This window comes from Effusibacillus pohliae DSM 22757 (genome assembly GCF_000376225.1).
Lineage (GTDB): Bacteria > Bacillota > Bacilli > Tumebacillales > Effusibacillaceae > Effusibacillus > Effusibacillus pohliae.
The window spans coordinates 1-12,262 of sequence record NZ_AQXL01000080.1 but is presented as its reverse complement, the minus strand read 5'-3'; the positions used below and the strand labels follow the sequence as shown (position 1 = coordinate 12,262).

Below are 12,262 nucleotides of genomic sequence, written 5' to 3'. Positions count from 1 at the left end.
ACATGTGGAGATCCATATGCGACCATATGGCTTTTAAAAACGAGGTGACCAACATCTCTGTTCCCGCCAACGGGTCGATCCCAAATATTCACTTTTCGTCAAATATTATCCTCAAGCGCTTCGTTCGTGAAAGATGAAAACATGCGTAATGGCGAGAAAAACGAAGAAAACATTAATTCTTTGAGGGAGTGGTGTGCATGGCATTGCCAAATGTACAAACAACCGAAAAATTTCTTCCGGTTCATCGTCTTAAAGTGATCCGGTCTCAGAAGGAGGGAGGAAAATCGCAAAACCGGGCAACATTCGAGCCAGATATTCTGCTGGAAGATCTGCTGGAACAGTACCTGAACGATTATTCCTACCACGACAAGTTTAGAGAACGGACGATCAAGGACTATCTGAATCACCTTCGTTATTTGAAAAAGTGGGCAACTGAAGAAGGGTATGTGATCCGGGTCATTGGCGATCTGACCGAGGAGCTTATTCATGAATACCGTTTCTTCCTGATCGAACAATATGCCCAACACACCGTCAACATCCGTTTGTCCACTCTTAAGGCGTTTTTGGGGTGGGCGTATGAGAGGGGGTACCTTCCCATTGGACTTCACTCCAAACTCGATAAGGTGAAAGTGGACTATGACCAAATTCGGTTTTTCACGGATGAGCAGGTTCGCTCGCTCCTGATGGTTCCAAACATACAAACATTTATCGGACTGCGCAACTACTGCATGATGCTTGTGATGCTGGACACCGGCATGCGAGTGAAAGAACTTGTTTTGATCCATTGGGACGACGTGGACTTTCAGAACAGCGAAATTCGCTTGACTGGACACAAGACAAAGACTCGCAAGTTTCGCAAGGTTCCAATGAGTCCGGAAACTGTAGGGTTTCTGAAACAATTGAAAAAGGTATGTCAGCAGTATTTTCCGGGTGTGGAGCACGTCTTTGTCTCCGACCGTGGCAATCCCATGGATACTTCAAGTGTTCGCCATTTTCTTCGTGATTACGGAAAAAAGGCGGGAATAGACGGGCAGTGCAGTCCTCATATGCTCCGTCATACCTTTGCTCGCTCGTATGTGTTGCAAGGGGCTAATGTTTTCGACCTTCAGGAGGTCTTGGGCCATACAACACTTGAGATGAGCCGGAAGTACGTTCGGTATTTTTCCAACGACATTGCCCGTAATCACAAAAAGTTTTCACCAGTGAGACGGATTTTCAGATAATTTTGTTGGGCGGGTGTTTCCCGCCAATACATACACAGGTCGCTTATATCTTGATGCTATTAAGTGGTGAAAACTTCCAATGAGCCTCTTGCAAATCGCTCTGTTCCATCTGGACGTATTTCCGTACCATCTCCATGCTGGAGTGGCCGAGGATCCGCTGTAACGTAAACACATCACCCCCATTTCGGATGTATAGCCGTGCGAATGTATGGCGGAAAGTATGGGGACTGACACGACATTGCTTGTCAATCCCGGCCATTTTCCCATACTCTCTCAAACGTGCCCGAATCGTACTGGCGTCCAGCGGAACCCCTTGAACGGATACAAAGATATGCTCCACTTTCTCGCCAAAATGCTCCCGGTTTTCCTCGATCAATTCTTTCAGCGCATTCGCTGTTTTTTGTGAGATTGGCACAATACGGGATTTTCGTGTTTTGGTCGTTCTTGCGCCGAACATGACATGATGCTCCACGAGATCTACATTCGTTCTCGTTGTGGCCAGCGTTTCCTGGATTCTGGCTCCTGTGTCCAGGAGGAAGAGCATCAGACAATAGTCCCGAAATCCCACGTAGGTGTTGACATCCGGTTGTGCAAGCAGCAATGCGATCTGCTCGGCGGTGAACCCCTGGATTGTGTCTAGTTCGGTTCTAAGCAGCTTGATATTCGTAGTCGGGTTTTCACAAATGAACCCTTCGGACTGCAACCAGCGAAAAAAAGTCTTGAGTGTGCGCAATCGTACATTTACTGTCACCGGTGACAGAGAAGAACCCACCTGTTTCGATTCCGATTCGATGTCTTTGTCACAAGGTGTCAACATGAAATCGATGTATGCCCGGATGACTTCTGTATCAATCTCATCGGCAAACCTAATGTTTGGATAGGCAGCTTTTAGCCATCTCATGAAATATTGGTGATGCAACCGATGATCTTCCAATGTTCGTGGTTTCAGTTGCTCCAGTCGTTTGGCTCGCAGGAACTGTTCGAACGCCTCCTCGATTCGCCAACGAGCCTCAATTTCTGTCCGTGAATGGGTATGACCCCGTCGTACTTTTGGACGAGCCATTGTTTCACCCCGCTCGCTGAGAGTGTAAGTTTATGCGATTGATACGAATAAAAATTCTATTGAGAGAAATTGGGTTCACACGGTCTTTTTGTGGGAATCCCCACGGTCTCGTTCCGACGATTCACTCGGTCACGAAACCAATTTCATCGAAAAATCACCTCCTAAAAATTCCATAAATGGAAAAAGGGTCTCCGCCCAAATGGGCGAAAACCCTTGTTTTATAAGCGTTTGTTGGCGGAAGCGTGTGGGAATCGAACCCACCTGCGACACCCCGTGCCGCACACTCGGTTTTGAAGACCGGGGGGGACACCAGTACCCCATCCGCCTCCGAGTGAAGTCGTGAACGCACATTTCACTATACCAAATTGGGCATCCAAACTCAAGACCAGTTCTTGGACAGGACCAGTTCTTGGAACTGTTCTTAAAGCGTAGAGATTCGAATATCTTTTCCTAATCTGTCTTCACTGATAGGGACGTGAGACTCATTCCTTGCGTCGGGGAAGATAACGGAAGCCGGTTTTGTCGCGAAGCAGATGCGTAAGCTGTAGCTTTCAACAATAAGGGACGCGCAGGCGCCCCCTGTTGCTTGCTTGACACTTGCAAGCGAAATTCGTGCGATTCACACTTTCCGGTACCGTTTTAGCGTCAAGACATTCAGCAGCAAAAAAATTGCACAATACCCGAGCAAAATCCATAATGACGTATGAAGCGACAGCAACGATTGCCCTCGAATTATTGCTCCGCGAAGTGCTTCCGAAGCGTGTGTAAGGGGCATGAGTTTTGACAACCCGATAACCCATTCCGGCATCCCCCGCAAATCGAACAGTCCGCTGAGAAAGACCTGGGGGATCACCACCAGCGGGATAAATTGAACCATTTGAAACTCGTTTCGAGCGAAAGTGGACAGCAGGCTTCCCAGTGATAACGCAACGGTTGCCAGGAGGATATTGATGACCAAAACCGATCCAAAACTCCCAACCGATTGCACACCGAGCACTTTTAATGCGAACCATTGCACGATTGCGGTTTGCAGGACGGCAAACAATCCGAATCCGAAAAAATACCCCAATACAATCTCATATCGTTTGATCGGTGTAGCGAGAATTCTTTCCAGAGTGCCGCCTGTGCGCTCTCTCAGAAACGAAACCCCCGAAATCAGAAACACGAAGAAGAAGATAAAGAACCCGATCAGAACCGGAGCGAAATAATCCAGCATCGTCAGCGAACTACCGCCATGCAGGTAGGAGACTTCGACTAAATTCTTGAGCACGCCATTCGCCGGGGCGAGATTTTGAGCGACCTGTTGGACGGTTTGCATGACCGCTTTGTTGGCGATCGGGTCGGATCCCTCCAACACCACTTTGAGTTTCGGCAGGGCAAATTCGATATATCCGTCTGTCTTGCCGTCCTGAAGCCGTTGTTCCGCCTCCGGAAGCGACGTTTGCTGCACGACAGCGTCGATTTCTTTGAATTTGTCCACAATAACCGGAGGGGCTTCCACCAGATCGATCGTCGATTTGGTATCACTGGTGGTGAAAACGAGACTTAAGAGCCACAAAACCAAAAGTGGGGCGACAAACAGCAGAGCAACCGTTCTCTTGTCGCGGATCACCTGCTTGACGATTCGTTTCGCCAATGCCCAAATTCTCATGCCGTTGCACCTCCAAAATGGAGAAACGCTTCTTCAATCGTGCTGGCTCCCGCTTGCTTTTTCAATTCACCAGGAGTTCCCATCGCGATTAAACGGCCTTCCCGCACCAGTCCCAGCCGGTCACAATGTTCCACTTCGTCCATAACATGTGTCGTGATCAGAATCGCTACTCCTTTTTGCTTCAGCCGCAAAAATTCTTGCCAGAAATCTTTGCGCAGGACCGGATCTACACCGACGGTCGGTTCATCAAGGATCAGGATTTCCGGCTCGTGCAGCAGTGCGATTGCCAGCGACAATCTTCGCTTCATGCCTCCCGAGTACGTGTGGACGGCACGCTTCGCATGTTCGGTCAACTGCACCAGATTCAATACGTACTCCAGCCGCTGTTTTCTTTTTTTCCTCGGCATGCCGAACAATTTGGCGAAAAAAAGCAGATTGTCGATCCCCGTCAGATCCTGATACAATGCGTCTGCCTGTGCCATGTAGCCAATCTTTGAGATCACCGACAAGGAGGGCATTTTGCTTCCCAAAACGGTCACTTCCCCGTCGGAATATTCCCCAATGCCGGCAATACTTCGAACCAGTGTCGTTTTGCCCGATCCGGAAGGTCCCAAAAGCCCCACGATTTCGCCTTTTTTTAAGTCGAACGTTACACCGTGCAACACTTTCCGTTTGCCAAATTGCTGTTCAAGCCGATTCACCCGGACAACCGCTTCATCAGTCATGTGAATCACTCTCTCCCTGTTGGAATCGATTCACTTTTTGCCTTGACACCGTACAGAAACAGATCGACCATGCGCCGGATTTCCGTTTCTTCGTCTTCACGCCAGAATACATCCGGATACACATTTCGAAGGACCACATAACCGGCCATCATACTCATAAAAATACGCAAGGTGGATACGGGATCCACTTCCCGAAACGTACCTCTTTCCACTTCTTCACGAATCATCCGGGTACCGATCTCGACAAATTTTGGCATCAGTTTTTCCCGAATCGGCTGCAGCAGTTCCGGATGAAAAGCCGCTTCCAACGCAATGGTTTTCAGCAGCGGCAGGTTGTCTTGCGCCAGGCGGATGCGGTCTCGCAAAAGATCTGCCAGGACATCCTCCACATTCCTGCCATTTCGGGATTTTATGTTTTTCTCGACCTCGTTCAGCACAAACGGGCGAAAAAACTTTACGAACAAAGGAAACAGTCCGATCAACAGATCTTTTTTCGTTTTGAAATAATTGAAAATGGTTCCCTCCGAAACGCCGGCTTCTCTCGCCACCTCACTCGTGCGGCTGGCGCTGAAGCCTTTTTCTGAAAAGACACGGATCGCAGCCTCCAAAATCTGCCAATGTTTTTCTGTCAGTTCCTCCGATTCGAAAGAAAACGAATCCAAGTCCTGTTCTTGAGGTGAATCTGGCTCCTTTTGATGATCGCTCACTTCGCGGCCTCCTTTGAATTGAGTGCTTACTCAATGATTGAGTGCTTACTCATAATATACTCCTCTTTTTACCATTGTGCAACAGAAAAATCCGGTGCCACTTGACGCGTGAATTCCCTGCCGGCACCGAGACACCGGTCAGCAGCCGTCAGATTTGGACGGTCAGGACTGTGTCCCCCGGTCTTTTTCCGTCAGCATACGGGGCTCAGGTTCGCAAATGAGTGATGGAATGGTATGATGAGGAAAAAGGGGGAGTGGCTGATGAAACGCTATTTCACCGTGGAGGAAGCGAACCGCCAGTTACCGTTGATCGAACCGTTGCTGATCTCGCTGCAACAGCTGAAACGGGAAATTTCCGCAAAAAATCGGGACCTGCAAGCTGCCAAAGCGGCGCTTGGAAGCGCGGCGGCGGAGGATGCGTTTTTTGCCGAAGAGGCGGAGACCGAGTTTTTGATGATGCAGGCCAACAGCCTGATTGCTAAAGTGCACGAGCACGGGGCTGAAATCAAGAGCGTCGATTTGGGGCTGATCGATTTTTACACGCTTGTCGATGGTAAAGAAGCGTATCTATGCTGGAAGCTGGGGGAGCCGCATTCGATCCGGTTCTGGCACGGGCTGTACGAAGGATTTGTCGGTCGCAAACCGATCTCCCTGCTGAAAAACGCGGAAGACCCGGAATGATGCTGTGATCAGGCGGTGAATGGAACACCCCCCGCAACAAAAATGGGGCACAGCAAGCGGAAATCGGTTCTGCCTTGCGCCATCCGCCTGTGTGCCCGTTTTTTTGATTACACGATCCGCACGTTATATTTGCGAAGCCAGACGTCAACCTGCGCCAGGTAGGCATACATTTGCGGTACGCTCATCAACTGGCCGTACCATGGCAGGTGAGTGGTGTCGGCGTCTGCCCGCAACAGGGAGCGAACTTCCTCAATGTCGACGATCTGCAGCAACGGGGAAGCCGGATCATCCAGGATGCCGGTCAGCCAATCCCTGACCGCTTTTGTATAAGCGGGGTTGTGGGTTTTCGGGTACGGGCTTTTTTTCCGGTAGAGCACATCTTCCGGCAGAATGCCCTGCATCGCACGGCGGAGGATCCCTTTTTCCCGGCCGTCACAGCTTTTCATTTCCCAAGGAATATTCCACACATACTCGACCAGCCGATGGTCGCAGAACGGCACGCGGCCTTCCAGGCTGGCAGCCATTGTCATCCGGTCCTTACGGTCGAGCAGTTGTGCCATGAACCAGTTAAAATTCAGGTAAAACATTTCACGCCGGCGCGCTTCCAACGGATCTTCCCCTGGCAGGCGCGGTACCTCGGCCAGTGTTTCTTCATACCGGCGGGCGACATATTCCTCCGGCCGAAAATAGTCCACCAGTTCCCGTTTCAGTAGTTGCGCCCGTTCGTGGGTTTTGCGCAGCCAAGGGAAGGTGTCGGCGTTCATCGCTTCCGGCTTGTGAAACCAGGGATAGCCGCCGAACAGTTCATCGGCGCATTCGCCTGACAAGACAACGGTCGTTCGCTTCTTGATCTCGCGGGCGAACAGGTAGAGGGAAGAGTCGATGTCTACCTGCCCCGGCAGATCCCGCGCATACACAGCTGTTTGTAACGCTTCTACAAGCTCGGGCGTATCCACCAGCACCGAGTGATGGTTGGTGCCGAACTGCTCGGTAACACGCTTGATCCAGGGTGTATCGGAGTTCGGTTGAAACTCATGCGCCTTAAAATACAGGTCGTTGTCCACATAGTCGATGCTGTAGGTGTCGATCGGGCCGCGTCCTTGACGGCGGTAGGCGAGAGCGGCCACCGCCGTAATCACGCTCGAATCGAGTCCGCCTGACAGCAGGGTGCCGAGCGGCACATCGGATACGAGCTGCCGTTCGATCGAGTCGATCAGCAATTCGCGCACCTTGGCCACAGTCGTGTCAAAATCGTCTTCATGCGAATGGCATTGCAGTTTCCAGTAGTGCCAGCTGCGGAGACCGTTCCGGTCGAGCAGCAGGCAGTGCCCCGGCCGTACTTCCCGAATCCCTCGAAACACCCCGTGCCCGGGCGTGCGGGAAGGCCCCAGCGCGAAAATTTCTCCCAATCCCTCCGCATCGATGACCGGTTCTACCGCGGGGTGCGCGAGCAGCGCTTTCAGTTCGGAACCGAACAGGAAAGAGCCGCCTTGTTCCATGTAAAAAAGAGGTTTCACGCCAAAACGGTCGCGCGCCAGGAACAGGCGCTGGTCAGGCTCGCTCCAAATGGCGAACGCAAAGATGCCGTTCAGTTTCTCGACACAGCCGGGTCCCCATTCGATGTAGGAGGTCAGCAGAACCTCCGTGTCGGAGTAGGAGCGGAACGAGTGGCCCCGCGCCAGCAGTTCCTGCCGCAAGTCTTCCGTATTGTACAACTCTCCGTTGTAGACGATCGTATAGGAAAAATCACCCAAATGCCGGGTCATCGGCTGGGCTCCTCCCTCCGGATCGACAACCGTCAAGCGGCGATGCCCCAACGCGGCCCGCGGTGAGAGCCAGTACCCGCACGCGTCCGGTCCGCGAAAGCGAAGCGTTTCCGTCATCGATTCGAGGATCGGCTTCTGTCCGCGCAAATCCTGCCGCCAATCTATCCATCCAGTGATTCCGCACATCGCAACCATCACCTCACAGTACGAATCAAAAATGCCCCATGCGCATGACGGTTTCGTCATGTCATGGAGCATACTATGCGGCTGCCTGGGCAGACGTCACGGATTCGTGACGATTTGCTCAAATTTGAAACTTTTTCACCAGATTGGACAGTTCATCCGCCATGTCCGACAGGGCGGACGCGGACGCGGCCATCTCTTCGATCGAGGCCAACTGTTCTTCGGTGGCGGCCGAAACGTTTTGCGTTTCGCTGGCGGCCGCTTCTGCCACTGCCGCGATCGAATGGACGGCTTCGGACGCTTGTGCCGTAAGAGCTGTCATTTGTTGCACGGCGTCCAATACATGTTTCATTTCGTCCGCCACTTCCCGGATCGAATGCTCGATTTGTTCAAACGATACACCCGCGTGATGTACCACCTGAATCCCGATTGCCACTTCCCGCGTGCCTGTTTCCATCGACTCGACCGCCGCCCGGGTGTCCGCCTGAATATCGGCAATCAATTGGGCGATTTGTTTCGCCGACTGGGAGGATTGTTCGGCCAGCTTGCGAACTTCGGCGGCGACGACCGAAAATCCGCGCCCGTGCTCCCCAGCCCTCGCCGCTTCGATCGCTGCGTTCAACGCCAGCAGATTGGTTTGCGAGGCGATGCCGGTGATTGTTTCGACGATTTGGCCGATTTGTTCCGACCGTTTGCCCAAATTTTTAACCGCATCGGCCAATCCGGTCACTTTTTCGTTGATCGAGTTCATTTGCTGCACCGCTTTGTTGATGGCGAGGTTGCCTTCGTGCGCTTTTTCCGACGTTTTCATGGCGGCGGTCGCGACGTGCCGGGCCGTTTCCGAAATTTTCCCGACGCCTGCCGACATGCCAGCAAATGTCTGGGCCGTTTCGCTGACGGTGCGGACTTGTTTATCGGTGCCGGCTGCCACTTGCTGGATGGCGTGGGCGATCTGCTCGCTCGCCTGATTGATGTGTGTCGCGCCTTCCGTCAACCGTTCCGCCGCTTCCGCCACTTGCTCGGAACTCGATTTGACCTGCCGGATCAGGTCGGCAAGATTGCGTTTCATCTGGTTGAACGTCGAGGCGAGCGTTCCGATTTCGTCCTGGCTGCCGACCATGACGTCCTCGGCTGCGAGGTTGCCGGCGGCGATTTGTTCGGCCGCCCGGGAGATGACGGTCATCGGTTTGAGGATCATCCGCGACATGACGAGTCCGATCACGATCGACAAAGCAAACGCCAAAACGCTGAGAACCAGTCCGGTCGCAATCGTGGCGTTGACCATTTTTTGGTTGGCGGTGTTCCCTTCGTTCATCAACGTTTGCTGGCTGCTGGCCACCTGGTCCGCTTTGGTCGACATGTAAGTCACCAACGGAACCACTTCCCGGGCGAGGTCCATCGCTTTCTCCCGCTCTCCGGTGTCCATCAGTTGAATGATCTGGTCGGACATTTGCTTGAACCGTTTGTTCAGATCGGCCATGATTTGCAGCGACCTTTTGTGTTCCTCCAACTGTGTCAGTTCAGAGGTTTGCTTGATCAGTTGGTCGAGCTTTTCGTTTTCTTTTTGTATATTTTTCATCGCGGTGTAATCGCGCGTCAGCACGTAGGTCAGCAGGTCGCTGCTTTGCGAGGCGGCGTTGATCTGAATGTCTTTCGAGTTGACGAGGATCACCGCCCGCCGGTCGAGTAAATCACTGTAGCCGTTCTGGATTTTTTTCAGATTGTAGAACGAAAGCGCGCTGGTGATGGCCAGCAAAACGGCAACGACCAAGAAGCCGCCGGTCAGTTTTTTCGAGAGGGACAGTTGTTCAAGCGCTTTCCATGAAAATGTCCGCCTGCTGTTTGGTGGTTTGCTGCTGCGGGCGGCAAATGTATTTTTTATCTGTTTAGCATAATCATAAAAAAATGAAATCTTCATCCATATTCCCCCACCATAGTCAAAATCGCATGTCTCCCCAGAAAATTCGACGGGTTGGCGGGAGATTCCTGTCTGCACATCTACCTGGTTTGCGAACGGGCCACCCATTTTGCTGTTTGGTTGAAGTGACATGAGAGCTTGCTCATTCGAGTTTCGTGCGATATGTTGGGATGGAGGAGGGAAGCGGTATGTTTTTGTACAGGCTTGAAGCAAGCGGACAAGGGTTTCCGCCCCTGTCGGTGATCGTACTGGCGGAATCGGATGAGCAGGCGTTTTTGCATGCGCAGGCTCAGATTGAACGGGATTTTCTCGGATCGATTGCGATCCAGGAGTTTGTATTGGTCCAGAAAAAACCGGTGGTTGCGGGGCAGGCGTATACGGTGGAGAAAAGATTGGATCAGGAGGAGGGGTAAAAGGACAAGTACAGGTACTTCATAGAGTTTTCAATATACGAAAGAGGGGCCGGCTGCCGCTGCCGAAAAATGCAAAAAGGCTGAGCAGTGATTTGTCTGCCAAGCCTTTTTACAAAGTACTTTTTGCACAAGAATCAACTGTCTGTCAATAATGTCCAAGGGTACGAAGGCGGTTACACACTTGTTGTGCGGTTTTCCGTTGGGGACAGGCTGGTTCCCGCCTCAATCCGCTGTTCTTTTAGAATGAGTGAAGAAAGGGCGGCGACGGCGGACGCGAGCGCGAAAAACACGAATACCATGCGGAAGTCCTGCGTCCCGTTGGGGCCCACTTTCACCAGATAACCGGCAACCAGTGGCGACACGAACGACCCCATTTGGCCGATGCCGTTGGCCAATCCGGTCGCGCCACCAACGACCTCTTTTGGATACCGTTTCTGGATATAGGCGTAGATCGAGCCAAAATTTAGGTTAATGAAAAATCCGGACAGCAGCAGCATGGTGAGCAGCAGGCCGGTTTGTTCCTTTCCCACCGTACCCAGAATCCAAAGCACCGGAATGCAACCGAGATACGCGATCAGAGCGACCGGCTTCATCCGGTGGAACACTTTGTCCATCAGCCATCCGCCTAGCATCATCGCGAAGAACGCCACAATATAGGGTGCTGACGCGAAAAATCCCATTTTTTTGATGTCCATGCCATGCTGCTGCACCAAAAATGACGTCAACCAGGTGGTGCTCCCCCAATATACAGCCAATTGACAGAACAGCGCGACGCAATACACGTAGAAATGACCGTCCTTCAGGAAGACGGCGTAATTTTTATTCCTGCTGTCCTTGCCGGAATCGTCTCCGGCGGCGGCTGTACCGGTCACCAAGATGTGGTCATATTCCTCCTGCCGAAGTCGGCCTTTGGCGAGCATCTCTTGCGGCGAATCCGACACAAAATACCAGAGTGCCCACATTCCAATCAGACCGGGCAGTGCGAGGAAATAGAACACCGGACGCCACTGGCCTGCAAAGAAATAAGCGGCGAGACTGGTGACCAGAACGGGAACGATCGCCGGCGCAACCGCCCAAGATGTGGCAAAGAACGAGGTGGCGCGGCCCCGTTCCGTAACCGGGAACCAGTTGTTGATCGTTCGTACCGCGGGTGCGAAATGATGCCCTTCGCCGAGCCCCAACCCGATGCGAAGCGCGATAAATTGCCCGAAACTCTTGACGGCGCCGGTCAGTGCGGTGATGGCGGTAAACACGAGGATCGCGCAGTTCATGACGCGCTTGGAACCGAACTTGTCTGCCAGAAAACCGGCCGTTACCTGCGCCAGGGCATACGCGAAGAAAAACACGGAAGCGAGTTGCCCCACTTCGACTGGCGTCAGGTTCAGATCTTTCTGGATATAAGGCAGAAACGTAAGTACCGACAGTCGGTCGAAATAGTTGATGATGTAAAGCAGCCAGACAATCAGCAGGACGATGTGCCGGTATCCCCATGCTTTCTTTGCAATTTCTTTCATGCAATCCCCTCCTGTTCGTTCCAGAATCGTCGAAAAATTAAAGCAAAGAGCATGCCAATCGTTTTAGTGCCGATTTGTACGGAAAAACGCGAGAGTGATGCAATTTTGCATCAAAATTTCGAAAATAATAAAATTTGAATATCAAGTTAGCTCCGCTAAGGTCATGATGTGAGCTTCTGGTAGGTGATGGTGTCGGTTGAAACACAGGCTGTCAGCAGTCGATTGAACAACTGGCCTTCAAACCGTCTGCGGTTGGTGCGGAAGCAAAATTCATCCAAATACGATTGCAGGTGCTTGGAAGCCAAGCCATGGTAAGTACCGCCGATAAACGCTTTGGCATTGGAAATCATCGTGTGCAGCCATTTCAGATGATCGGGGTTTTCCTTGGCGTTAAACTCGAGCGGCTGGTGATCGTAAC

Annotated in this window: 11 protein-coding genes and 1 tRNA gene; 3 read left to right on the top strand and 9 right to left on the bottom strand. The window is 52.1% G+C overall.

The window, feature by feature from the left end:
• Positions 1-197 precede the first annotated feature (197 nt).
• Positions 198-1,223: a tyrosine-type recombinase/integrase gene (locus C230_RS0102250; protein WP_018130432.1), complete on the top strand. Its 1,026-nt coding sequence runs from the start codon at positions 198-200 to the stop codon at positions 1,221-1,223.
• A 43-nt stretch (positions 1,224-1,266) separates the two neighbouring features.
• On the opposite strand, the gene C230_RS0102245 is transcribed toward C230_RS0102250, so the two are convergent.
• The 5 genes from C230_RS0102245 to C230_RS0102230 form a co-directional block, all read right to left on the bottom strand.
• Positions 1,267-2,286, bottom strand: a complete 1,020-nt coding sequence (locus C230_RS0102245) for a tyrosine-type recombinase/integrase (protein ID WP_026174085.1) — start codon at positions 2,284-2,286, stop codon at positions 1,267-1,269.
• A 232-nt stretch (positions 2,287-2,518) separates the two neighbouring features.
• Positions 2,519-2,615, bottom strand: a tRNA-Sec gene (locus C230_RS22270).
• A 290-nt stretch (positions 2,616-2,905) separates the two neighbouring features.
• Positions 2,906-3,937, bottom strand: coding sequence for an ABC transporter permease (locus C230_RS0102240; RefSeq protein WP_018130430.1), 1,032 nt, complete (start codon positions 3,935-3,937; stop codon positions 2,906-2,908).
• On the bottom strand, positions 3,934-4,662 hold the full coding sequence (locus C230_RS0102235) for an ABC transporter ATP-binding protein (RefSeq protein ID WP_018130429.1): 729 nt from the start codon (positions 4,660-4,662) through the stop codon (positions 3,934-3,936). Before C230_RS0102235 ends, C230_RS0102240 begins: the two co-directional genes overlap by 4 nt.
• A gap of 5 nt (positions 4,663-4,667) precedes the next feature.
• Entirely contained in the window at positions 4,668-5,369 is a 702-nt protein-coding gene (locus C230_RS0102230) for a TetR/AcrR family transcriptional regulator (RefSeq protein ID WP_018130428.1), read from the bottom strand.
• Positions 5,370-5,630: 261 nt separating this feature from the next.
• Here C230_RS0102230 and C230_RS0102225 point away from each other — a divergent pair, with 261 nt between their 5' ends.
• The gene (locus C230_RS0102225; protein WP_018130427.1) at positions 5,631-6,050 is read left to right on the top strand and encodes a DUF2203 domain-containing protein; all 420 of its coding nucleotides are present in this window, start codon (positions 5,631-5,633) and stop codon (positions 6,048-6,050) included.
• Between the two features lie 107 nt (positions 6,051-6,157).
• On the opposite strand, the gene asnB is transcribed toward C230_RS0102225, so the two are convergent.
• Both asnB and C230_RS0102215 read right to left on the bottom strand, forming a co-directional pair.
• Positions 6,158-8,002, bottom strand: coding sequence for an asparagine synthase (glutamine-hydrolyzing) (gene asnB, locus C230_RS0102220; protein WP_018130426.1), 1,845 nt, complete (start codon positions 8,000-8,002; stop codon positions 6,158-6,160).
• 118 nt (positions 8,003-8,120) lie between these two features.
• Entirely contained in the window at positions 8,121-9,917 is a 1,797-nt protein-coding gene (locus C230_RS0102215) for a methyl-accepting chemotaxis protein (RefSeq protein ID WP_018130425.1), read from the bottom strand.
• Positions 9,918-10,105: 188 nt separating this feature from the next.
• On the opposite strand from C230_RS0102215, the gene C230_RS0102210 reads away from it, so the two are divergent.
• Positions 10,106-10,330 carry a DUF3906 family protein gene (locus tag C230_RS0102210; RefSeq protein ID WP_018130424.1) on the top strand — a complete coding sequence of 75 codons (225 nt, stop codon included), beginning with the start codon at positions 10,106-10,108 and terminating at the stop codon, positions 10,328-10,330.
• 173 nt (positions 10,331-10,503) lie between these two features.
• Here C230_RS0102210 and C230_RS0102205 read toward each other — a convergent pair whose 3' ends face one another.
• The gene (locus tag C230_RS0102205; protein ID WP_018130423.1) at positions 10,504-11,844 is read right to left on the bottom strand and encodes an MFS transporter; all 1,341 of its coding nucleotides are present in this window, start codon (positions 11,842-11,844) and stop codon (positions 10,504-10,506) included.
• A 161-nt stretch (positions 11,845-12,005) separates the two neighbouring features.
• A partial coding sequence (locus tag C230_RS19140) for a transposase (RefSeq protein WP_018130422.1) occupies positions 12,006-12,262 on the bottom strand: 257 nt, incomplete at its 5' end.